This is a genomic window from Aquitalea sp. LB_tupeE (assembly GCF_013391415.1).
Lineage (GTDB): Bacteria > Pseudomonadota > Gammaproteobacteria > Burkholderiales > Chromobacteriaceae > Aquitalea.
Window position 1 is genome coordinate 42,947 of the sequence record NZ_JACAXB010000009.1, and the last position, 24,096, is coordinate 67,042.

Genomic DNA, 24,096 nt, shown 5'->3' on the forward strand with positions numbered 1-24,096 from the left:
TTAAAGCGCAGCAACGGCAGCAACGATCTTCTCGGCTGCGTCGTTCAGGCCCTGGGCGGAAACCAGCTTCAGGCCGGATTCGTCCAGAATCTTGGCGCCCAGCTCGGCGTTGTTGCCTTCCAGGCGCACAACAACCGGCACAGTCACGTTCACTTCTTTCACCGCGGCGATGATAGCTTCGGCAATCATGTCGCAGCGTACGATGCCGCCGAAGATGTTGATCAGCACGCCCTTGACCGAATCATCGGCCAGGATCAGCTTGAAGGCTTCGATCACGCGGTCCTTGGTGGCACCACCACCCACGTCCAGGAAGTTGGCCGGCTGGCCACCCTTCAGCTTGATGATGTCCATGGTGGCCATGGCCAGACCAGCGCCGTTCACCATGCAGCCGATATTGCCTTCCAGGGCCACGTAGTTCAGGTCGAACTCGGAAGCTTTCACTTCGCGTTCGTTTTCCTGCGACTTGTCGCGCTGGGCCAGCAGGGCCGGGTGACGGTACAGAGCGTTGGAGTCCAGGTTGATCTTGCCATCAACGCAGGCCAGTTCGCCGTTTTCACGCAGTGCCAGCGGGTTTACTTCGAACAGGGCGAAGTCGTTTTCCACGAAAGCCTGGTAAGCGCCCAGCATCAGCTTGCTGAAAGCAGCAATCTGGCCACCGGACAGACCCAGAGCGAAAGCAGCATCACGCGCCTGGAACGGCTGCATGCCAACCAGCGGGTTGATTTCGATCTTGATGATCTTTTCCGGGGTTTCTTCGGCTACTTTTTCGATTTCCACGCCACCTTCGGTGGATACCATGAACACAACGCGCTGGCTGCCACGGTCCACTACGGCGCCCAGGTACAGTTCGCGCTGTACCGGGTACATGTCTTCGCATACCAATACGCTGTTGACCGGCTGGCCGGCTGCGTCGGTCTGATAGGTCACCAGGTTGGTGCCGATCAGGCTCTTGGCGACTTCAGCGGCTTCTTCGCGGGTCTTTACCACTTTGACACCACCGGCCTTGCCACGGCCACCGGCATGCACCTGGGCCTTGACGACGGCAAACTTGCCGCCCAGTTGGTCATAAGCGGCAGCGGCTTCTTCCGGCGTGGTGGCCAGAATGCCCTTTTGTACCGGCAAGCCGTATTTGGCCAGCAGCTCTTTCGCTTGGTATTCGTGCAGGTTCATCTATGGTTTCCTTTCGGTGGAAATGATGGCGGGCCCTGTCTGGCCAACGTCTCTATTCCTTGGTCGCTTCCTCAACCCTAATGTATCGGGGCGGAACTGTTCTCGCGGCAGCCCCTGCTCCCATACCCTCTTTGCAAATCTGCCCGACAGTCACCGGACAGATTCATGGGGCCGTGCAATTGTACACGGCCCCGCAGCACTTAGCCGTGCAATGCGCGCTTGTCAGCAGCCAGTGCAGCTTCGTGTACCACTTCCGACAGGCTGGGGTGTGCGTGGACAATGCGGGCCAGGTCTTCGCTGGCGGCCTTGAACTCCATCGACACCACGCCTTCGGTTACCAGCTCGGACACCATCGGGCCGATCATGTGCAGGCCCAGGATGCGGTCGGTCTTGGCATCAGCCAGGATCTTGACCGTACCTTGTGCCTGACCCAGACCCAGCGCACGACCGTTGGCAGCGAAACCGGAAGTACCCTTCTTGTATTCGATGCCTTCAGCCTTGAGCTGTTCTTCGGTCTTGCCTACCCAGGCGATTTCCGGCGAGGTGTAGATCACCCACGGAATCACGCCGAAATCGACATGCGGCTTCTGGCCGGCAATACGTTCTGCGACTGCAACGCCTTCTTCGGAAGCCTTGTGGGCCAGCATCGGGCCACGCACCACGTCGCCAATTGCCCAGATGCCCGGCAGATTCGTGTGGCAGTGGTCGTCCACGGCAACAAAGCCACGCTCGTCCAGTTGCAGGCCAACGGCCTCGGCACCCAGACCGGCGGTGTTCGGCACGCGGCCGATGGAGACGATCAGCTTGTCGAACTCGGCGGCAACGGCTTCACCGTTCAGCTCGTAGTTGACGGTAACGTGCTTCTTGGTGGCCTTGATTTCGCCAATCTTCACGCCCAGCTTGATGTCCAGACCGGTGTCCTTGGTCAGGGTCTTGAAGGCTTCCTTGGCGATTTGCTGGTCGGCAGCAGCGAGGAAGGTCGGTGCGGCTTCCAGAATGGTCACTTCCGCGCCCAGACGCTTCCACACGCTACCCATTTCCAGACCGATCACACCGGCACCGATCACGCCCAGGCGTTTCGGTACGGCGGTCAGCGCCAGGGCGCCTTCGTTGTCCAGCACCATGTGGTTGTCGGTGGCCAGGCCCGGCAGCTGACGCGGGCTGGAACCGGTGGCGATGATGACGTTGGTCGCTTCCAGCGTATCAACCACTGCGCCGTTGTCGGTGACTTCGATCAGCCACTTGTCGCCCTGACGGCCCTTGAGGGCTGCCAGACCGTGGATATTGGCAACCTTGTTTTTCTTGAACAGGAAACTGATACCGGCGGCGTTCTTGGTGATGATGCCGGTCTTGCGTTCCAGCATGGCAGCCACGTCCATCTTGGCACCGGACACGGTAATGCCGTGCTTGGCAAAGTCGTGCTGAACCGCATGGAAGTTTTCCGAGGACTGCAGCAGTGCCTTGGACGGGATGCAACCTACGTTCAGGCAGGTACCACCCAGCGAAGGCTTGCCTTCCGGGTTCTTGAATGCATCGACGCAAGCGGTGTTGAAACCCAGCTGGGCAGCACGAATGGCAGCCACATAACCGCCTGGGCCGCCACCGATTACGACTACATCAAACTGTTGGCTCATTGATTTTCCTTGATCAGGATTTGCCGACCTTGAACAGCAAAATCCCGAAAGCAATCATGAACACGGCAATGATGAGTTTGCCCACCAGGCTGTAACGGTCTTCGCGAATGCCGCGTTGCTGCTTCTTCCAGGTCAGTACCGCAATGGCGACCCCAGCCAGGATGGAAGCTACCGCATACAGCCAGTCAGGCAAAATCATCATTTCTCCGTTCACATTATTCAAAGTGGCCGCAAGACAACCTGCGGCCAACAGACATTACAGACCCGGTATTACAGGTCCAGGATCAGGCGGGCCGGATCTTCAATGGCGTCCTTGATGGCCACCAGGCTCAGTACCGCTTCGCGACCATCGATGATGCGGTGGTCGTACGACTGGGCAAGGTACATCATCGGGCGCACGACAACTTGACCATTCTCAACCACTGCGCGCTCCTTGGTGGCGTGCATGCCCAGAATGGCGGATTGCGGCGGGTTGATGATGGGGGTGGACATCATGGAACCGAAAGTACCGCCGTTGGAGATGGTGTAAGTACCACCGGTCAGTTCTTCCACGGTCAGCTTGCCTTCCTGGGCGCGCTTGCCGAAGTCGGCGATCTGTTTTTCGATTTCGGCCAGGCTCAGTTGGTCGGCATTGCGAATGACCGGAACCACCAGACCACGCGGGCTGCCAACAGCCACGCCGATGTCGAAGTAACCGTGATAGATGATGTTGTTGCCATCAACGGAAGCATTGACGATGGGGTATTTCTTCAGTGCGGCAACCACGGCCTTGACGAAGAAGCCCATGAAGCCCAGCTTGACGCCGTGTTCCTTCTCGAAGCGGTCCTTGTAGCGCGCGCGCAGGTCCATCAGCGGCTTCATGTTCACTTCGTTGAAGGTGGTGAGGATGGCGTTGGTCTGCTGGCTCATTACCAGACGCTCGGCCACGCGTTGACGCAGGCGGGACATCGGCACGCTTTGTTCCGGGCGGTCGCCCAGTACGGCAGCCACGTTCACGGCAGCCGGGGTAGCAGACAAGGCAACACCGGCAGAAGCCAGTACCGGACCGGCTTGCGACGGCGCAGCAGCAGCAGCCTGTACGTCTTCTTTCAGGACACGACCATCACGGCCGGTGCCGGTCACGTTGGCCAGGTTCACGCCAGTTTCGGCAGCCAGCTTGGCAGCGGACGGCATGGCAGCGCCACCCGGTGCAGCAGCAGGAGCAGCCTGTACCGGAGCCGGGGCGGCAGCAGCCGGGGCAGCCGCAACAGCAGCCGGGGCATCGCCAGCCTTGGCGGCGGTGTCGATGCGGGCGATCAGCTGACCGGAAACCACGGTAGCACCGTCTTGTTCGATGATTTCAACAATCACGCCAGCCTGCGGTGCCGGCAGTTCCAGCACAACCTTGTCGGTTTCCAGGTCGATGACGTTTTCGTCACGATTGACGAAATCGCCAGCTTTCTTGTGCCAGGTCATCAGCGTGGCTTCGGAAACGGACTCGGGCAGTTGGGGGACTTTGACTTCAATAATCATGTTCTTCTCCAGAGCGGGGCGGTCATCCTGCCGCCCCCGTCAGTGTAATCGTTGTGTTGGCGTGTATTTACTTGGCAATCGTCATGGCTTCTTCGACGAAGGCCTTGAGCTGGGCAACGTGCTTGCTCATATAGCCTACGGCCGGGGAAGCGGAAGACGGACGACCAGCGAACGACAAGAACTGCTTGCCGATCAACAGACCTTCCAGGCGATGGCGGATCTGGTACCAGGCACCCTGGTTACGCGGCTCTTCCTGCACCCACATCACTTCCTTGGCTTGCGGGAAGCGTGCCAGCTCGGCGGCTACCTGCTCGGTCGGGAAGGGATACAACTGCTCGATGCGCACGATGGCGATTTCGTCTTCCAGGCCCTTTTCCTTGCGGCCGGCAGCCAGGTCGTAATACACCTGACCGGCACACAGCACCACGCGCTTCACTTTCTTCGGGTCCTGCACCACGGCATCGCCGATCACCGGACGGAGGCTGCCGTTGGTGAAGTCTTCGATCGGGCTCATGGAGTCCTTGAAACGCAGCAGGCGCTTGGACAGGAAGATCACCAGCGGCTTGCGGTACGGACGCAGCACCTGACGGCGCAGCATGTGGAACATCTGGCTGGCTTCGGACGGCATCACGATCTGCATATTGTGCTCGGCGCACAGTTGCAGCCAGCGTTCCAGACGGGCGGAGGAGTGTTCCGGGCCCTGGCCATCGTAGCCGTGCGGCAGGATGGTGGTCAGGCCGCACAGACGGCCCCACTTGGTTTCGCCGGAGGAGATGAACTGGTCAATCGCCACCTGGGCGCCGTTGGCGAAGTCGCCGAACTGGGCTTCCCAGATCACCAGCTGGTCCGGTGCGGAGCAGGCGTAGCCGTATTCGTAGGCCAGTACCGCTTCTTCGTTCAGGATGGAGTCGATCACCAGGAATTCGGCCTGATTATCGGACATATTGCGCAGCGGTACGTAGGAGCCTTGGTCCCAGCGTTCGCGGTTCTGGTCGTGCAGCACGGCGTGACGGTGGGAGAAGGTGCCACGGCCGGAGTCTTCACCGGACAGGCGGACACCGAAACCGTTGGTCACCAGCGAGGCATAGGCCAGGGTCTCGGCCATGCCCCAGTCGGCATTCTGTTCACCGGCAGCCATGGCCTTGCGTGCAGCCAGTACCTTTTGCACGGTGGGGTGCAGCTTGAAGCCTTCCGGCAGGGTGGTGAACTTCTCGGTCAGGCGCTGGATGTCGGCGCGCGGCAGCGAAGTGTCGGTCGGGTGAGCCCAGTGGGTGCCCAGGTACTGGCTCCAGTCCAGGGCATGTTCGCGCTTGTAGTTGGTGAGCGCGGTCTGCTCCACGTGCTCGCCCTTGTCCAGCGCGTCGCGGTAGGCCTGGATCAGTGCTTCGGCCTCTTCTGCCTTCAGCACGCCTTCCTGTACCAGACGCTCGGCATACATGGCGCGTACGCCCTGATGCTTGGCGATCTTCTTGTACATCATCGGCTGGGTCAGGAAGGGATCATCCCCTTCGTTGTGACCCAGTTTGCGGTAGCAGACCAGATCGATGACTACGTCCTTGTTGAACTGCATGCGGTAGTCCAGCGCAGCCTGCATCACGTAGCAGACGGCTTCCGGATCATCACCGTTGACGTGGAAGATCGGTGCTTCGACCATTTTGGCCACGTCGGTACAGTACAGGGTGGAACGCATGTCGCGCGTGTCCGAGGTGGTGAAACCCACCTGGTTGTTGATCACGATGTGGATGGTGCCACCGGTACCGTAGCCGCGGGTTTGCGACAGGTTGAAGGTACCCTGGTTGACACCCAGGCCGCCAAAAGCGGAGTCACCGTGAATCAGTACCGGCACGGCGCATTTGCGCTCGCTGTCCTTGCGGCGGTCCTGACGGGCGCGTACCGAGCCTTCCACCACCGGGTTGACGATTTCCAGGTGCGAGGGGTTGAACGCCAGCGACACATGCATCGGACCACTGGCAGTGGGGATGTCGGAGGAGAAGCCCATGTGGTACTTCACGTCACCGGAGGCCATTTGCTGGGCGGCCTTGCCTTCGAATTCGGCAAACAAGTCACGCGGCTGCTTGCCCAGCGTGTTCACCAGCACGTTCAGACGGCCGCGGTGGGCCATGCCGATGATCAGTTCCTGCACGCCAACCGAGGTGGCGTTGTGGATCAGGTGGTCCAGCGCAGCAATGGTGGATTCGCCACCTTCCAGCGAGAAGCGCTTCTGGCCAACGTATTTGGTATGCAGATAGCGTTCCAGGGTCTCGGCCGCAGTGATCTGCTTGAGGATGCGCATTTTCTTGGCGGCATCGTAGCGCGGGGTGGACAGATCGCCTTCAAAGCGTTTCTGTACCCAGTGCTTTTCGTCCGACTTGGTGATGTGCATGAATTCCAGACCGATATTGCCGCAGTAGGTCTGTTTCAGACGCGACAGGATATCGGACAGCGGCAGCTTTTGCGGTGCCACCAGCGAACCCACATTGAACTGCACCGCCATATCGGCATCGGTCAGGCCGTGCTTGTGCGGGTCCAGCTCTTGCAGGGTAGCCTGGTCCATGCGCTTGAGCGGGTCGAGATTTGCCTGACGGGAACCCAGTACGCGATAGGCCGAAATCAGCTTCAGCACGCCCACTTGCTTCTGCATGGTTTCCCATTCGCCGCCAGTGGTGTTGCGCGGGCCGCTGGCCGGTTTCTTGGCCAGTTGAATGAAGGATTCCTGGATGGGCATGTGCGGTACATCGCGCTCGGCGGCACCCGGTGCCTGTGCCAGCTTGTCGAAGTAGTCGCGCCATTCGGTCGGAACCGAATTCGCATCAGCGAGGTACTGTTCGTACAGTTCCTCGATGAACGGTGCATTCCCACCGAACAGGTAGGAATGACTGTACATGGATTGCATCATTATTCGACCCTTTGTTTTATCTACGTACGTGTCTACGTTTGGCTACATTGCTGCGTGGAGAAAGCGTTGTGGAAAAGACGCAAGATGGGCTTTGGCAGGGCAAATCCGTCTCCGTATTTTCCGCAGCGCTCTGTCGGCGTCTGTCGTGAAACTGCTGACTGTATTCTGTAAGACAAGGTAAAAAGTTGGCCGAAACGTGTCCGGCCAACTCGTCACTGCCTGATTAGCGCTTGTCGATATCGACAATATCGCGGCGCGGGGCGCCGGTGTACAGCTGACGCGGACGGCCGATCTTCATGGCCGGGTCGGCGATCATCTCGCTCCAGTGCGCAATCCAGCCCACGGTACGTGCCAGGGCGAAGATCGGGGTGAACATCGAAACCGGAATGCCAATGGCAGACAGTACGATGCCGGAGTAGAAGTCGACGTTCGGGTACAGCTTGCGCTCGATGAAGTACGGGTCTTCCAGGGCGATCTTTTCCAGTGCCATGGCCAGCTTGAACTTCGGATCGTTGTGCAGACCCAGTTCGTTCAGCACTTCGTCGCAGGTCTGCTTCATGATGGCGGCGCGCGGGTCCATGTTCTTGTACACGCGGTGGCCAAAGCCCATCAGTTTGTAGCGCTTGTCCTTCACGCCCTGCATGAAGTCGGCCACGTTGTCCACGCTGCCGATTTCGTCCAGCATTTTCAGTACGGCTTCGTTAGCGCCACCGTGGGACGGGCCCCACAGGCAGGCGATACCGGCAGCGATACATGCGAACGGGTTGGCACCGGAGGAGCCAGCCAGACGTACGGTGGAGGTGGAAGCGTTCTGCTCGTGGTCGGCGTGCAGGGTGAAGATGCGGTCCAGCGCGCGGGCCAGAACCGGGTTCACCTTGTATTCTTCACACGGGGTGGAGAACATCATGTGCAGGAAGTTTTCCGCATAGGTCAGGCCGTTTTTCGGGTAGGAGAACGGCAGGCCCTTGTTGTAGCGGTAGGCTTGTGCGGCGATGGTCGGCAGCTTGGCCACCAGACGGTGGGCGGAGATGCGACGGTGTTCCGGATTGGTGATGTCCAGCGAGTCGTGGTAGAAGGCGGACAGCGCGCCAACCACACCCACCATTACAGCCATCGGGTGTGCGTCACGACGGAAGCCCTTGAACAGGCTCATCAGCTGGTCGTGCAGCATGTTATGGCGCATCACGCCACGTTCGAATTCCTTGCGCTGGGCTGCGGTCGGCAGGTCGCCATTCAGCAGCAGGTAGCACACTTCCAGATAGTCGCTCTTTTCAGCCAGCTGCTCGATCGGATAGCCGCGGTAGTAGAGCTGACCCAGATCACCGTCGATGAAGGTGATGGCGGACTCGCAGCTGGCGGTGGCCAGGAAGCCCGGGTCAAAGGTGAACATGCCGGTCTTGGAGAAGGCACGGATATCGACGACATCCGGACCCAGAGTGCCGGACAGTACCGGCATTTCCAGTGTGTCCTTGCCCTCGTTGTAAGCGAGCGTCACTTTGCGGTTAGTTTCCACAGCAATACTCCCAGTCAGTTTTGTGGTGTTGTAATCGTTTTTGGGCCCTGCAGCCTGCGACTCAAACCGAGCGCAGGATCTCGATGATGGCGGCTTCTTCCGGATCGTCCAGGTCAGCCTTGCCGTTCACCACATCCAGGAAGTCGGTGTCGGGCAAATCGAGAATACGCTTGTAGGCGTCGATCTCCGCCGGGGAGAGTGCATCGAAGCGCTGGGCAAAAAACCGCTCCAGCACCAGATCCAGCTCCAGCAAGCCCCGGCGGGACCGCCAACGGATCCGCTTGAGTTCAATCGGATCGTAAGCGGTCATACTGCACGCTTGACCATCAGGTCTTTGATCTTGCCGATTGCCTTGGTGGGGTTCAGGCCCTTGGGGCAGACATCGACACAGTTCATGATGGTGTGGCAACGGAACAGACGGTACGGATCTTCCAGATTGTCCAGACGCTCGTTGATGGCGGTGTCGCGGGTATCGGCAATGAAGCGATAGGCTGCGAGCAGGCCGGCCGGGCCAACGAATTTGTCCGGATTCCACCAGAACGACGGGCAGGACGTGGAGCAGCAGGCGCACAGAATGCACTCGTACAAGCCGTTGAGTTCTTCACGGTCTTCCGGGCTTTGCAGGCGCTCGCGTTCCGGCGGCGGCGTGTCGTTGATCACGTACGGCTTGATCGAGTGGTATTGCTTGAAGAACTGAGTCATGTCGACGATCAGGTCGCGTACCACCGGCAGGCCCGGCAACGGACGCAGCTCGATCGGCTGTTTCAGATCGCGGAAGTCGGTCAGACAGGCCAGACCGTTCTTGCCGTTGATGTTCATGGCGTCAGAGCCACACACACCCTCGCGGCAGGAACGACGGAAGGTGATGGTGTCGTCCTTCACCTTCAGCTTGGTCAGCGCATCCAGCAACTTGCGGTCAGTGGAATCCAGCTCGACGCTGATGTCCTGCATGTAGGGCTTGGCATCCTTGTCCGGATCGTAACGGTAGATGCGGAATTTGACGGTTTCTGTAGTCATCTTGTTCAAGCCCTTAGTAGGAACGTGTCTTCAGAGCAATGGTGTCGACTGTCAACGGCTGCAGGTTCACCGGCTTGTATTCCAGACGGTTGCCTTCGCGGCTCCACAGGGTGTGCTTGAGCCAGTTGGCATCGTCACGGCCGTTCGGAGTTTCCGGTGTATCCGGTGCATCGTCACGCACGTGTGCGCCGCGCGATTCGGTACGGGCATTGGCCGAGATCATGGTGGCCTTGGCCACTTCGATCAGGTTTTCCAGCTCCAGAGCCTCGATGCGCGCCATGTTGAACACGCTGGATTTGTCGGAAATTTCGGTCTTTTGAACCATCTTTTCCACTTCCAGAATCTTCTCGACACCCTCAGCCAGCATGTCCTTGAAGCGGAACACGCCGCAGTGCGCCTGCATGGTGCGCTGCATGGCGGTACGGGCATCGTTGACGGCAACGCCATTGGTTTGCTTGTTCAGGCGTTCCACGCGGGCTACCGAACGTTCTACGTCGGCAGTAGCCAGTTGCGGCAGTTCCAGCGGCTGTTGCTTGATGAAGTCGATCATCGAGTTGGCCGAGCTCTTGCCGAAGACCAGCAGGTCGAGCAGGGAGTTGGTACCCAGGCGGTTGGCACCGTGCACCGAGGCGCAAGCGCATTCGCCGGCGGCGTAGAAGCCGTGTACCGGTTTGCCGTCAACCACCACTTCACCGTGGTAGTTGGTGGGAATGCCACCCATCTGGTAGTGACAGGTCGGCACCACCGGAATCGGCGCCTTGATCGGGTCCACACCGGCAAACTTGATGGAAATTTCACGGATGCCCGGCAGCTTGGACATGATCACATCGGGGTCGAGGTGAGTGATGTCCAGCAGCACGTGATCCTTGTTCGGGCCGCAACCACGGCCTTCGTTGATCTCGGTCACCATGGCACGGGATACCACGTCACGCGAAGCCAGATCCTTGGCATTCGGTGCATAGCGTTCCATGAAGCGTTCACCCGCGCTGTTACGCAGGATGCCGCCTTCACCACGGACACCTTCGGTAATCAGTACACCGGCACCGGCAACGCCAGTGGGGTGGAATTGCCAGAATTCCATGTCTTCCAGCGGGATGCCGGCACGTGCAGCCATGCCCAGGCCATCGCCAGTGTTGATGAAGGCATTGGTGGAAGAAGCATAGATACGACCGGCACCACCAGTGGCAAACAGGGTGGCTTTGGCCTGGAATACCACGATTTCCGAGGTTTCCATTTCCATGGCAATCACGCCTTGTACATTGCCGTCGGCATCGCGAATCAGGTCCAGTGCCATCCACTCGACAAAGAAGTGGGTATTGGCACGCACATTGCGCTGGTACAGCGCGTGCAGCATGGCATGACCGGTACGGTCGGCGGCAGCACAGGCGCGACGCACCGGTTTTTCACCGAAGTTGGACATGTGGCCACCAAACGGACGCTGGTAGATGGTGCCATCAGCGTTACGGTCGAACGGCATGCCGTAGTGTTCCAGCTCGGTCACCACCTTCGGTGCCTCGCGGCACATGAATTCGATGGCATCCTGGTCGCCCAGCCAGTCCGAACCCTTTACGGTGTCGTACATGTGCCAGGTCCAGTGATCTTCCTCGGAGTTACCCAGCGAGGCGGACACACCGCCCTGCGCCGCTACGGTATGCGAGCGGGTGGGAAATACCTTGGACAGAACGGCAGTCTTCAGGCCAGCTTCGGACAGCTGCAGGGCGGCACGCATGCCGGCACCACCTGCGCCAACGATTACTGCATCAAAATGACGAACAGGTACGCCCATTACAGCCCCCAGACAACTTTAACGGAATAGATGAAACAGGACACCAGCCACACGATGGTGAAGGCATGCAGCGCCAGGCGCAGGCCGGTCGGCTTGATGTAGTCCATCCACACATCGCGGATACCAACCCATACGTGCAGGAATACTGCCAGCAAGGTGGTCTGGGTCAGTACCTGCACCCAGGTTTGCGCGAAGAAGTCTTTCCAGCCGGCATAGCTGGACGGCATGGTCAGCAGGAACAGTGCCAGAGCTACGGTATAGATCACCATGATGGTGGCCGTCACGCGCTGCATGACCCAGTCGCGCAAACCGTAGTGAGCGCCGATGACAGAGCGGTTTACCATAGTGCTACCCCCAGAATCAGAGTCAGAGCCAGGCTCACCACCACAACAGTCTTGGCGGTAGCGCGAGCGGTTTGCAGTTCCAGACCCTTATGGATATCCAGGAACAGGAAACGGATACCGGCACAGAAGTGATGCATGTAGGCCCACAGCAAGCCGATGAGGACAATCTTCATCAGCGGGTGCGCGACTACGGCACGGTAGGTTTCAAAGGACTCTGCTGAACTGAGCGAACCATGTAGGAGGTAGATCAACAGCGGGAGGGAAAAGAAGAGCGCCACACCACTGACCCGGTGCAAGATCGAGACGATGCCCGGGATGGGCAGTCTGATCGTGGCCAGATCCAGGTGCTTCGGTCGTTGCTTCTGCATATGGCTTCCTTGGATGTATTTGAACCAAGTGGTTATCTCCGGGCCCCTGTCTGGAAGCCCGCCTGAAAGGTCCGCCCTTGTAGAAACCGGGAGGTCCCCTTCAATACTTAACATCATACCGCCCGATGCTGCAGGGCAATATGATCTCGAAATTCTAGCAAAAATCACCCGGCTACTGCCCGTTTTTTGCCGGACAAGCGACATTTGCATGCTGCCAGGCGACATCAGCAGCCCTTTTGCAGTAGCGCCAGGTCTCGACTCAGACAATAGCGCTGCCGCCATTCAACCCGCTCTCCAACTGACGAAAAGGTTAGTCGAAGCATACTCAACACCGGCTCTTCCAGTGCCGCCCCGGACAGGCCAAGCAAGTTGGCATCCTCTCGCGGCAGCATCACTGCACGGTATTGCTCACGACTTTCCACCACCCTCACCCCGAAGCGCTGCTGCAAGGTGGCATACACACCCACACCCGAGCGAAACCAGCGCGCCTCCATGCCATCGAAGCGCTCCGCAGGCAGATAAGCCTCATCCAGCGCCACCGGCCTGCCCTGACCGCGCCACAACTGGCGCACTCGAAACATTGGCGCATGACGACGCAACTGCAGGGCTACTGCCATGTCGTCGCTGGCATTCATCCGGGAAATCGCCAGAAACTCGCAACTGAGCCGATCCGGCACCTCGTCAAACACACCGGGCGATTGCAACAAGGCATTACCCCAATCACTCAACACCGGCGCAACAAACGTTCCCTTGCCTTGCTGGCGGTAAAGCAGGCCATCTGCCACCAGTTCGCTCAGCGCCTTGCGAACTGTTCCCTGGCTAACCGACATTTCACCGGCCAGGTCCCACTCACTGGGCAGGGCATCATGCTCCAGCCATTCACCTTCGGCGATACGACGCAGTAAATACTGCTTGATCTGCACATACAGCGGCTGTCGACGTGGGGCATTTGCAATCATGTAGTGGCTTTGTATCATCAAACAAATCAAGCGTAAAGAGATGTCTTATATAAGACACAAGAGCAAAAGCAGCATATCAGAATTTCTGATGGGGATTCCAGCCCCACATGGTCTACACTCCGTGATACACTCGCTTCACACTTATAGTGCAGAGCAACATCTGCTATTTGAGACAGTCTCGGATATCTAAAGGAGAGTCCACCAATGAAAGCTCCCGTTCGCGTTGCCGTTACCGGCGCTGCTGGCCAGATTGGCTACAGCCTGCTGTTCCGTATCGCCAGTGGTGAAATGCTGGGCAAAGACCAGCCGGTCATCCTGCAACTGCTCGACCTGCCGCAAGCCCAGACCGCCGTTAAAGGCGTAATGATGGAACTGGAAGACTGTGCCTTCCCGCTGCTGGCCGGCATGGTTGCCACCGACGATCCGAACGTCGCTTTCAAGGACGCTCAAGTAGCCCTGCTGGTGGGTGCTCGTCCGCGTAGCAAAGGCATGGAACGCAAGGACCTGCTGGAAGCCAACGGTGCCATCTTCACCGTTCAGGGCAAAGCTCTGAACGACCACGCAGACCGCAATGTACGCGTACTGGTGGTTGGCAACCCGGCCAACACCAATGCCTGGATCGCCATGAAGAGCGCTCCGGACCTCAACCCGAAAAATTTCACCGCCATGTTGCGTCTGGACCACAACCGCGCCCTGTCGCAAATCGCTGCCAAGACTGGCAAGCCGGTTTCCGCCATCAAGGACCTGGCGGTATGGGGCAACCACTCCCCGACCATGTACGCCGACTACCGCTTCGCCACCATCGATGGCCAATCGGTTAAAGCCCTGATCAACGATGAAGCCTGGAACCGTGACGTATTCCTGCCGACCGTTGGCAAGCGCGGTGCCGCCATCATCGAAGCACGTGGCCTGTCCTCCGCTGCTTCCGCTGCCAATGCCGCCATCGACCACATCCACGACTGGGTGCTGGGCAGCAACGGCAAGTGGGTGACCATGGGCATTCCGTCCGACGGTTCCTACGGCATTCCGGAAGGTGTGATGTACGGCTTCCCGGTTGTATGCGAAAATGGCGAGTACAAGATCGTTCAAGGCCTGGAAGTGGACGAGTTCAGCCGCGAACGCATGAACTTCACCCTGGCCGAGCTGGAAGAAGAGCGCGCAGCTGTCGCTCACCTGTTTGGCTAAGCAGTAGCCAGATCAGCGAAAAGCGCACCGCATGGTGCGCTTTTTGTGTTTGATCAATAGTGCCAAGAATATTTGAATTTACTAATACAGACTGCTAACTGGAGCAAGAGCATGATTGAAGTTGAAGTCCTGAACCAGATCGCGGCCACGATTGAAAACCTGGCCGAACGCGCCGCCGATATTCGGGGGTATCTTTGACTACGACGGTAAAAAAGACCGTCTGGAAGAAGTAAGCCGCCTCACCGAAGACCCTGATATCTGGAACGACCCCAAGCGCGCCCAGGAACTGGGCCGCGAACGCAAGCAACTGGAAGACGTGGTACTGGTGCTGGACAGCATCAATGCCAGTATCGCCGATGGCCGCGAACTGCTGGAAATGGGCAAGAGCGAAGAGGATGACGAAACCATTCTCGCCGTGCAGTCCGACATGGAAGAAGTTGAGGCCAAAGTGGCCAAGATGGAATTCCGCCGCATGTTCCACGACCCGATGGACCCGAACAACTGCTTCCTGGACATCCAGGCTGGTGCCGGTGGCACCGAGGCACAAGACTGGGCCGGCATGCTGTTGCGCATGTACACCCGCTATGCCGAGCGCAAGGGCTTCAAGGTAGACGTGCTGGAAGTATCCGAAGGCGAAGTGGCCGGCATCAGCAGCGCCACGCTGAAGATCGAGGGCGAATACGCCTACGGCCTGCTGCGTACCGAAGTGGGTGTACACCGCCTGGTACGTGTGTCGCCGTTCGATTCCAACGCCCGCCGCCACACCTCGTTCTCCTCGGTATTCGTCTACCCGGAAGTGGACGACAGCTTCGAGATCGACATCAACCCCGCTGATTTGCGTATCGATACCTACCGCGCCTCTGGTGCTGGTGGTCAGCACATCAACAAGACCGACTCGGCCGTACGTATCACCCACTTGCCCACCAATACCGTGGTGCAGTGTCAGAACGACCGCTCGCAGCACCGCAACCGCGATGAAGCCATGCAGATGCTGCGCGCCAAGTTGTACGAGCTGGAACTGAAAAAGCGCAACGAAGCCAAGCAGGCACTGGAAGACACCAAGACCGACGTGGGTTGGGGTCACCAGATCCGCTCTTACGTGTTCGACCAGTCCCGCATCAAGGACCTGCGTACCAGCCACGAAGTGGGCAATATCAAGGGCGTCATGGATGGCGACCTGGACGGCTTCATCGAAGCCAGTCTGAAACAGGGCGTGTAAACGTCCGGGCCGGCACACGCTGCCGGCCTGCATTACAGCAGCGTAAAACCTTAATTGTTGGCCGATGAGGCCTGGCGGGGGAATGGCCCCCTGCCCTTACCGCAGTAGTCAACGGAGTCATCATGTCTGAACGTGAACAAGCATCATCCCTGAGTCAGGACGAAAACCAGATCATGGCGGAACGCCGCCAGAAGCTGAAGAGCATCCGCGAAAAACGCGTCGCTTTCCCCAACGATTTCAAACGCAGCCACTTTGCCAAGGATCTTCAGGAAAAACACGCGGGTAAAGACAAGGACGCGCTGGAAGCCGAGAAGATCGAGGTTGCCGTTGCCGGCCGCATGATGCTCAAGCGCGTCATGGGCAAGGCCAGCTTTGCCACCCTGCAGGATGGCAGCGGCCGCATCCAGGCTTACATCGCCAATGACGGTGTTGGTGAAGAAGCCCATGCCGAGTTCAAACACTTTGACCTGGGTGACATCATTGCCATCCGTGGCGAGCTGTTCAAGACCAAGACCGGCGAGTTGACCGTCAAGGCCAGCGAAGTGCGCCTGCTGTCCAAGAACATCCGTCCGCTGCCGGAAAAATTCCATGGAATGACCGATCAGGAACAAAAGTACCGTCAACGCTACGCCGACCTGATCATGAGCGAAGATAGCCGCACCACCTTCATCAAGCGCTCGCAGATCGTGCAGAAGATCCGCGACGTGATGGTGAGCGAAGGCTATCTGGAAGTGGAAACCCCGATGATGCACCCCATCCCGGGCGGCGCCACGGCCAAACCGTTCGTGACCCACCACAACGCGCTGGACATGCCGCTGTACCTGCGCATTGCGCCGGAACTGTACCTGAAGCGCCTGGTAGTGGGTGGCCTGGAACGCGTGTTCGAGATCAACCGCAACTTCCGTAACGAGGGGATGAGCACACGCCACAACCCCGAGTTCACCATGATCGAGTTTTACGAAGCCTACAGCGACTACCAGCGCATGATGGAGATGACCGAAAACATCATCCGCCGCTGTGCCGAAACCGTCTGTGGCAGCACCACCATCAGCTACAACGGCAAGGAAGTGGAACTGGGCAAACCGTTCGACCGCTTCACCATTGTGGGCGCCATCAAGCACTACAACCCGCAGTACACCGACGAACAACTGGCCGACGCCGCCTGGGTTGCCAGCGAAATCAAGCGCCTGGGTGGCAAGCTGCCGCCGGCGCCGGGCCTGGGCAGCCTGCAACTGGCCCTGTTTGAAGAATGTGCCGAAGGCCTGTTGTGGAACCCGACCTTCATCATCGACTACCCGGTGGAAGTCTCCCCGCTGGCCCGTGGTTCCGATGCGGACCCGTCCATCACCGAACGCTTTGAGCTGTTCATCGTGGGCCGCGAGCACGCCAACGGTTACTCCGAGTTGAACGACCCGGAAGACCAGGCTGCCCGCTTCATGTCCCAGGTCGCGCAGAAGGACGCCGGTGACGACGAAGCCATGCACTATGACGCCGACTACATCCGCGCCATGGAATACGGCCTGCCGCCGACCGGTGGCTGCGGTATCGGCATCGACCGTCTGGTGATGCTGCTGACCGACGCCCCGTCCATTCGCGACGTGATTCTGTTCCCGCAGATGCGCCCGGAATAAACAGCTTTACCCCTACAGATGTAGGTTTGCAGAGTTGATGCAAATTTTCAGCATTCAGGTGAAAAACTGAGTGCTTGCTCAAGAAAAGCTCCGACTTTACGTCGGGGCTTTTTTTACGCCTGTGATGTTTTGACTTTCACACGGCCTTATTCAATTTACAAGAAATAAGCCTGCAGAATTATTATCTGAAATTTCTGACTTTATTTGTATCACAATACAAATTTATTTATTTCACAATTTCGTTGGAAACAAATTTTATTGGTGAAAATTAAAATAATTTAATTGGAAATATTTACGGTAACGTCTAATATATTTCACCTGAAAAATTGCTCAATGTGGCTACTATAAAATTTGAGAGCAAGCATCAATGACGAGGAGGTCTATTAGCGCAATAAATAATTTTTTGAATCGTCCAAGCAGGACAAACAAGAAAGGGCAGATGCTTTCGCACCTGCCCTCACTTGATCCTTTGGGAGTACGAGCTGAACTCGATACATAAAGGGCCTTCGACAAGCCAAGTATCGTTCCCTCTCCCCCTAAGGTCAAGCTGCGTTTGTCTTTTTAAAGCGAACTCGTTGTGTCGAGAGGCATAGTCACGTCCTCTCGCTGACGAAATCGGAGAGAATTCATGACATATCTAGCACATGCTACTGGCCCATGGTCAGGTTGGCAGAGAGAAACGCATTCGCCAGCTCGTCAAATCGTCGCTCCCACAGGAACCATTATTCGTGGGAACTTTCCATCCGTCACTGCAAGACGAATGGTTGGGTTCGAACAGTTACTAGAACGCGATGCGTTATACCTATTCGACTTTGCTCCACAAGTTGTCGATATCAAGGAGCAGCCGTTCAAGTTCCGATACGCGATGGGAAATAAAGTCCGGCGCTATACCCCTGACTACGCCCTGACGATAAGCGACGGCTCGATTTTGATCGTTGAGGTAAAACCGGCGCGTTCCCTTGCCAGGCCGGACGTTAACGAAAAGCTACAACACATCCGTGATGCCATGCAGCGCCAAGGTCACGAGTTCATTGTGCTCACAAGTGACACCATTCGAACGCCACATCGGCTAGACAACCTCAAGCAACTGCACCGTTACTTGCGTCGACCATTCTCACTAGAGGACCGGCTGGCAAGGCAGCAACTGTTGAGCCACTTTGGCCACAACAGCCGGGCAACCATCGGCGAGCTTGCGCAGGAACTAGGGAACTTGGCGGCCATCATGCACCTAGTGGCCCATAGACTGGTGAGCTGCGATCTTGATCAGCCGGTCACCACTGACACGGTGATCACTTTGACGGAACAGGGGGCCGACTATGTCTTCGTCAATTCGCTTTAACCATGGCAGCGCCTTCCTCTTGGACGGGCGAGAAGTCAGCGTCGTCCGGGTGATCAACGGCAACCTCGTAACACTGGAGGATATCGCCTCCTTAGTCGTGTGCCAGTTCACCAAACAGAAGCTTCTGGAGCTATGGGCCAGTGGGCGCATTACATCTAAGCCGGTCGCCAACCCTCCGTTCGTGGCCGAACAGAACCGTACACCACCCGATACGCTGTGCAATTATCGACAGAAAGCAATTGAGGAAGCCTTACGACGGAAAAAATATCTGGATGCGCTCTCGGCCATGGGGAATAAGATCGTCTTCACTCCAGCCAAGCTCCGGCCACTTCTCGAATACATCGCTCAGCAACTTGAAGACCCTGAGGTCCCCTCGACTGTAACCATATACAGATGGTTCAAAAAAAAGCTGCAGCATAATGATCATCCGTTCGCTTTGCTGGAAAAGCCCTATTCCCGTGGATGGTTTGGCTGCCGCTTCCCAACCGAGGTTCAGGAAGCACTCATCGAACTGATCGAAACCCGCTATCTGGAAGTACCGGGATTAAGCATTGTGAACCTTCATGATGCCTTACGTGTCCGGGTTCATGCCTTGAACCAAATGCGTGCGCCCGATAGCGCCTTGCCTCTACCGAGTTATGACACCATACGTCGAGCAGTTCTTGCCTACCCGGCTTACGAGAAAGCTGTGGCCAAATTTGGCAAGCAAGAAGCATCACTCCGCTTCCGCACAAGTTTGGACAGCCCCAAAGCCAAGTTCATATTGGAAACTGCTGAAGTCGACCACACACCAGTAGATCTGTTTGTCGTAGATGAAAAAACCGGCATGCCGCTCGGTCGTCCATGGCTGACCGTCATCATCGACCGTAAAAGCCGGATGATTCTCGGCATCTATGTCAGCTTCGGAGGCCCGAGTACCGAAGCAGTATTCGGCTGCCTACGGAATGCAATCTTGCCGAAGTCTTATGTAAATGAGTGCTACCCGCGCGTCGAGGGGACATGGCCCTGCTTTGGTCTCATGCAGGTCCTGGTCTGCGACAACGGCTTGGAGTTTCATAGCCACGCCCTAGAGCAAGCTTGCTTCGAGCTTGGCATCATTCTGCAATTCTGCCCAAAGCGAAAACCTTACTTCAAAGGAATGATCGAGCGAGCCTTGGGCTCGATCTCTCGCAACTTTCTGCATGCACAGGCAGGAACCAGCCTCTCCAACTGGATGGAACGCCATGGATACGATCCGCTGAAAACCGCCGTAGCCACATTCGACGAACTCATGCATGCCCTACACATCTGGATTGTCGACGTGTACTCGGTCAAGTTTCATCGTGGCCTCAAGCGTACGCCGCTGGGAATGTGGCAGGACGGCATCCATGACAACCCACCCGCCTTACCGGATCTGAAAGTGCTGGATGTTGCGTTGACCGAGGGGGAAGAACGGGTACTTTGGCACTACGGCATCGAGCTGTTCAACCTGCGTTACAACAGCCGGGAGGTCTATCCGATCCGCCACCAATACGGCGAGAAGGTAACCGTACAGGTTCGCTATAACCGAGCCGACCTTGGCCACATCTACGTCGTCCATCCTGGCACCGGGGAAGCCATCAAAGTACCAGCAATCGAATTTGACTATGCCTCAGGCCTGCGTCTGGAGGTCCATCAGCTCATTTGTCAGGAGTTGCGCGAGGCCGGTCTATCGGAAACCGATCCCCTGAAACGCGCCCAAGCCAAAGAACAGATTCGTCAGGTAATCGGCGAGCAACTTGCTAGTAAGAAGCTCCAAAAACGCAAACGGGCAGCTAGATTGTCAGGTACCAATTCTCAGCAGGCTCCGGCAACAAGTCTAGATGCAGAACCAGCGTCTCTAAAAGCCATTCAGCAGGTCCTGCCACCCGTGATTCCACGGCAATTCAAAACGAGCTCCCATCCTCTGGGGAAAGGAGGTCAACCATGATCCCCCTCACCACAGACATGATCGCCGACACCTCAAATGTATATGACGCGATCAAAGCCATCGAAAAGCAGCGCCTTCTCTTTCCTGCTTTTGAGGAAGCGTACCGTCGCATCATCAGGATTCACAAAATGGCGCTCGCAGGCAATCGTCCTCGCCATCTGATGATCCTCGGCCCCTCAGGGGCCGGCAAAAGCTCGGTACTTGAGGAGTACGTCCACTACTTCCCAGCGACCGAGGAGACCGAGTTCCGGCGGATTCCCGTACTGCATGTCGAGATCAAATCCTCACCGACCGTGCGCAGCGTAGCCGAGGACATCTTGAAGGCCATGGGAGTCCCAATGGCTTACCGAGGCACAGTCAACGAAAAGACCGACCGGGTGATTACTTCACTGCAAAAACTTAAGGTCGAATTGTTGATGCTGGACGAGGTGCAGCATTTACTCGGTGCCAACAAGCGCAGTTTCGGGTCAAACAATGAGACCGAGTGGCTCAAAACGCTGCTCAACCAGATTGAGATCCCTGTTGTACTTGCAGGACTTCCCTACGGGCAAGCGCTTCTGAGCACCAACGAGCAGCTGCGCCGGCGCTTGGATGGTGTGCATCATCTCACACCGTTTTCGGTCGAGGACGAAGACTCAGCGGCTGATTTCGCCGGAGTGGTCAGCTGGTTTGATAGCGAAATCCACGGTGGCACCCCAATTGGCCTCCACGATGGGGATATGCTGTACCGACTGTTCTACGCCACGAATGGGTTGATCGGCTACCTCAGCAAGCTGCTAATTGGCGCAATGGAAATCCGTCTAGAGAACGGGAAGAAAGCTGTTGAAAACTGGATGCTTGAGGAGTCATTTCGCCAGAACCTGTGGGCTGAAGGCGTAGGGGCATTGAACCCGTTCCATAAGAAATTTGTTCGTCGGCAATTGAACAAGGCGAACGAGCTCTTCGCCCCGACGGCCTTCTCGGCTATGGCCACCTCAGCAACTTAACCATAGGAGCCCCCGCTAGTAGCACTGGCGGGCGTTATTGTGATGATTCCGCTTCTTCCCGTTCGTCCCTTACCGAAACCATCCGAAAGTACGATCGGCTATCTGCTGCGCCTGGGGGCAGCCAATGATTTTCAGTCGCTGCCGCGGCTGCAGAATTACCGCAAGCACATCGGCATGCCAGCACAGAGTTTTGAGGAGTTTGTGAAACTGGCCACCGGTCACGGTCCGGATTTGCAACAAAACCTGTGGGGCCCATCAAGCTCCGACCTGCCAATTCAACCCAACAAGAAGCTTGGCATCAAATCTACTTACTGGAGCCTTGATCATCGTCGGTGGTGCCCAGATTGCTTGCGGGAAGGTGGTTACTGGAAAGCCGAGTGGCTGATCACCCTGCAGGTTGCCTGCCCAAATCACCAACGACTACTCCATGAACAATGTCCGTCATGCAACCAACCAGTAGGGTGGTACAGCGGAGGCCTGACACATTGTCGTTGTGGGCAGGTGCTTACAGTGGGCCCACTCTCTGCCGTATCCGACAGCGTGATACAGATTGCCCAGATGATCAGCATCAAACTCGCTGAGGCAACCAGTTCCGATACAAATTTCAAACCTCCCCACCCCGTAGAGGTCGGCTTGGCCCAATTGTTGGCTGATGTCCGCCTGCCACGTTTTCTCGATCTACTTTGGGCGCTCGGTTGCAACGGTCGCTACGGGGAGCTCAAGAAATCGCTCAAGGTACCGGACCACCATCGTATTGCCATCGCATTTCCCGTACTCGATTGTGCTGCCCAGATGCTCACGCATTGGCCCCGGTCCTTTCATTCATTCATGCTGGGCTTGTGTGACCAATCGCAAGCACATGCGCTGCACATGTACCGATTCGTGGGCGCTCAGCTACTTGCCCTCAATCGCACTCTCACCCATCCGGAGCTTCATTTCGTCCGTCATGAATTCGAACGATTTGTTTCTGAGCACTGGAAAGGAGTCATCGCTGACCGGCATCGGTTTGCAGACGACATTGCCGCCGAGCATCCGACCATCCTAGCCAAAGAAGCCATGGAAAAGCTTGGTATTACCCGTAAGAAGTTGATCACCCTCGTCAATCAAGGACACATACAAGGCTGGTATCAGCAATCCAAGGGAGAGTTGAGGTTTCTGGTCATCGACCGACAGTCAGTCCTGCGCTTCAAGCAAAACAGTGAGGGAAAGCTGTTCACACTCGCACAGGCTGCGGAATACCTGGCGACCACCATTCCACGCGTGCGACTATTCGTGAAAGGCGGGCTGCTCACCGCAGTTTATCAACCTGAAGGGGGCAATGAACGCCGCCTCCGATGGGTATTCGAAAAGTCCGACCTTGATAAGTTATTGGGCGGGCTGAACATCCAAGTTCATGCGACCCCAGATTGTGACAGCGTGATCTCGCTCGAAAAGATTTGCCGCTCAAGAAGCAGCCATGGCGCTGACCTTGTTACCCTGCTGAACGCTATCCGGGCAGGGGAACTCGACTGCATTGCACGAGATCCCTGTTATCCGGGAATCAGGGGCTTGATGCTTGATATGAAGCAGTTTGAGACCTGGTTTACTGCTCGCTGGCAATCACAGCCCTTCTTCACGATGCAACTTGCTGCCCGCTACCTTGGTCTTAAGGGCTATACCCTGCATTGGCTACGTGACCATGGTTTCCTGCATGACTTGCTACCCCCTGAAAGAACGCGAGGACTGAGCTTGCCCAAGACAACCCTGGATAGATTCAAGTCGCGCTATCTTTGGGGACATGCTCTTGAGGAAATGACAGGCTACGGCAGAAGCAATGTTGCACGTGCACTGATCAATCGGGGACTTATACCGGTGACGGGACCAATGGTAGATGGTGGTACAACCTATCTTTTTTTAAGGCAAGACGTTCAAGACTTCCTTAAACGGCACGGATCCGCCGAAACATGGCCGTGTAAGACTATCGGTGGTGGAGGTGGCGCATGTTGATTTTTCTCGACACCGAATTTGCCGACTTCGCCGACCGCGAGCCGATCAGCATCGGCATGGTGTCCGAGGACGGTCGGCACGTTTTCTACGCGGAACTTCAAGACTTTGACCGTAATCGCTGCAACGCTTTTGTGCGCTCAACAGTGTGGCCCCTGTTGGGCCAGATCGAAGGAGCGATGGTCAAGCGCCTCGACCTGGCCGTCCGACTACGTGCTTGGTTCGCCACCCTGCCCCGAAATGTGACGATCGCGTGCGATAGCCAGTTTGACCGCGAAGTATTGGGAACGGTGATCGGCGGTCAGTGGCCGACTAATCTAACTGGCTGGTTCGACTTGCGTCCGTTGATCGATACGACGGTTTTCGACCAAGCTGTGACCGCTTATCACGATCAACCAGGTCGACCCTGGCATCATGCATTACACGATGCTCATGCTCATCGCGCTGGTTGGCTAGCATGGATGGACAAACGCCGGCGCGACTGCCTTCGCAAGGGGTGAGAGGTGACCGCAGGTGATAGAGCGTAACCCGCTGTCCATGGGGTGCGGAACAGACTAAGCCTGTTTAACAAGCGCTGGCTGCACTTGTGCCACATTGATAAAATGC

20 protein-coding genes are annotated in these 24,096 nt (G+C 57.2%); 8 read left to right on the forward strand and 12 right to left on the reverse strand.

Annotation, left to right across the window (positions count from 1 at the left end; all coding sequences use genetic code 11):
• From sucC to HWX34_RS03055, 12 genes are all read right to left on the reverse strand, one after another.
• A complete protein-coding gene (gene sucC / locus HWX34_RS03000) occupies positions 1-1,170 on the reverse strand; it encodes an ADP-forming succinate--CoA ligase subunit beta (RefSeq protein ID WP_178970927.1) in 1,170 nt (389 codons plus the stop codon).
• Positions 1,171-1,370: 200 nt separating this feature from the next.
• Entirely contained in the window at positions 1,371-2,804 is a 1,434-nt protein-coding gene (lpdA, locus tag HWX34_RS03005; RefSeq protein WP_131355454.1) for a dihydrolipoyl dehydrogenase, read from the reverse strand.
• A gap of 13 nt (positions 2,805-2,817) precedes the next feature.
• On the reverse strand, positions 2,818-3,006 hold the full coding sequence (locus HWX34_RS03010; RefSeq protein WP_178970928.1) for a hypothetical protein: 189 nt from the start codon (positions 3,004-3,006) through the stop codon (positions 2,818-2,820).
• 68 nt (positions 3,007-3,074) lie between these two features.
• A complete protein-coding gene (gene odhB, locus HWX34_RS03015) occupies positions 3,075-4,316 on the reverse strand; it encodes a 2-oxoglutarate dehydrogenase complex dihydrolipoyllysine-residue succinyltransferase (RefSeq protein ID WP_178970929.1) in 1,242 nt (413 codons plus the stop codon).
• A 67-nt stretch (positions 4,317-4,383) separates the two neighbouring features.
• Positions 4,384-7,212, reverse strand: a complete 2,829-nt coding sequence (locus tag HWX34_RS03020) for a 2-oxoglutarate dehydrogenase E1 component (RefSeq protein WP_178970930.1) — start codon at positions 7,210-7,212, stop codon at positions 4,384-4,386.
• Between the two features lie 223 nt (positions 7,213-7,435).
• Positions 7,436-8,725, reverse strand: a complete 1,290-nt coding sequence (gene gltA, locus HWX34_RS03025) for a citrate synthase (RefSeq protein WP_062790705.1) — start codon at positions 8,723-8,725, stop codon at positions 7,436-7,438.
• 61 nt (positions 8,726-8,786) lie between these two features.
• On the reverse strand, positions 8,787-9,035 hold the full coding sequence (locus HWX34_RS03030; RefSeq protein ID WP_089085068.1) for a succinate dehydrogenase assembly factor 2: 249 nt from the start codon (positions 9,033-9,035) through the stop codon (positions 8,787-8,789).
• On the reverse strand, positions 9,032-9,742 hold the full coding sequence (locus HWX34_RS03035) for a succinate dehydrogenase iron-sulfur subunit (RefSeq protein WP_045845610.1): 711 nt from the start codon (positions 9,740-9,742) through the stop codon (positions 9,032-9,034). The genes HWX34_RS03030 and HWX34_RS03035 overlap by 4 nt, the downstream gene beginning before the upstream one ends.
• A gap of 13 nt (positions 9,743-9,755) precedes the next feature.
• Positions 9,756-11,528, reverse strand: coding sequence for a succinate dehydrogenase flavoprotein subunit (sdhA, locus tag HWX34_RS03040; RefSeq protein ID WP_178970931.1), 1,773 nt, complete (start codon positions 11,526-11,528; stop codon positions 9,756-9,758).
• Positions 11,528-11,872 carry a succinate dehydrogenase, hydrophobic membrane anchor protein gene (gene sdhD, locus HWX34_RS03045; protein WP_045845608.1) on the reverse strand — a complete coding sequence of 115 codons (345 nt, stop codon included), beginning with the start codon at positions 11,870-11,872 and terminating at the stop codon, positions 11,528-11,530. The genes sdhA and sdhD overlap by 1 nt, the downstream gene beginning before the upstream one ends.
• Positions 11,866-12,240 (reverse strand): succinate dehydrogenase, cytochrome b556 subunit, encoded by a 375-nt coding sequence (gene sdhC, locus HWX34_RS03050; protein WP_178970932.1) that lies wholly within the window; start codon positions 12,238-12,240, stop codon positions 11,866-11,868. The genes sdhD and sdhC overlap by 7 nt, the downstream gene beginning before the upstream one ends.
• 224 nt (positions 12,241-12,464) lie before the next feature.
• Positions 12,465-13,199 carry a GntR family transcriptional regulator gene (locus HWX34_RS03055; protein ID WP_178970933.1) on the reverse strand — a complete coding sequence of 245 codons (735 nt, stop codon included), beginning with the start codon at positions 13,197-13,199 and terminating at the stop codon, positions 12,465-12,467.
• A 204-nt stretch (positions 13,200-13,403) separates the two neighbouring features.
• Between HWX34_RS03055 and HWX34_RS03060 the strand changes: the two genes are divergently transcribed.
• The 8 genes from HWX34_RS03060 (at position 13,404) to HWX34_RS03095 (ending at position 23,990) form a co-directional block, all read left to right on the forward strand.
• Entirely contained in the window at positions 13,404-14,384 is a 981-nt protein-coding gene (locus HWX34_RS03060) for a malate dehydrogenase (protein ID WP_178970934.1), read from the forward strand.
• 111 nt (positions 14,385-14,495) lie between these two features.
• Positions 14,496-15,603, forward strand: a protein-coding gene (gene prfB, locus HWX34_RS03065; protein WP_131355459.1) for a peptide chain release factor 2 whose coding sequence is annotated in 2 segments (ribosomal slippage) — positions 14,496-14,579 and positions 14,581-15,603 — 1,107 coding nt in all. Because the reading frame shifts where the segments join, the coding sequence is not laid out codon by codon here.
• Between the two features lie 122 nt (positions 15,604-15,725).
• Positions 15,726-17,234: a lysine--tRNA ligase gene (lysS, locus tag HWX34_RS03070; protein WP_178970935.1), complete on the forward strand. Its 1,509-nt coding sequence runs from the start codon at positions 15,726-15,728 to the stop codon at positions 17,232-17,234.
• A 628-nt stretch (positions 17,235-17,862) separates the two neighbouring features.
• Positions 17,863-18,573 (forward strand): TnsA endonuclease N-terminal domain-containing protein, encoded by a 711-nt coding sequence (locus tag HWX34_RS03075; protein ID WP_178970936.1) that lies wholly within the window; start codon positions 17,863-17,865, stop codon positions 18,571-18,573.
• Entirely contained in the window at positions 18,551-20,521 is a 1,971-nt protein-coding gene (locus HWX34_RS03080; RefSeq protein WP_178970937.1) for a DDE-type integrase/transposase/recombinase, read from the forward strand. Before HWX34_RS03075 ends, HWX34_RS03080 begins: the two co-directional genes overlap by 23 nt.
• Positions 20,518-21,507, forward strand: a complete 990-nt coding sequence (locus HWX34_RS03085; protein WP_178970938.1) for a TniB family NTP-binding protein — start codon at positions 20,518-20,520, stop codon at positions 21,505-21,507. The genes HWX34_RS03080 and HWX34_RS03085 overlap by 4 nt, the downstream gene beginning before the upstream one ends.
• Before the next feature lie 42 nt (positions 21,508-21,549).
• Positions 21,550-23,493 carry a TniQ family protein gene (locus tag HWX34_RS03090; RefSeq protein ID WP_178970939.1) on the forward strand — a complete coding sequence of 648 codons (1,944 nt, stop codon included), beginning with the start codon at positions 21,550-21,552 and terminating at the stop codon, positions 23,491-23,493.
• Complete coding sequence (locus tag HWX34_RS03095) at positions 23,487-23,990, forward strand: 3'-5' exoribonuclease (RefSeq protein WP_178970940.1); 504 nt, start codon at positions 23,487-23,489, stop codon at positions 23,988-23,990. Before HWX34_RS03090 ends, HWX34_RS03095 begins: the two co-directional genes overlap by 7 nt.
• The last annotated feature ends 106 nt before the right edge of the window (positions 23,991-24,096 follow it).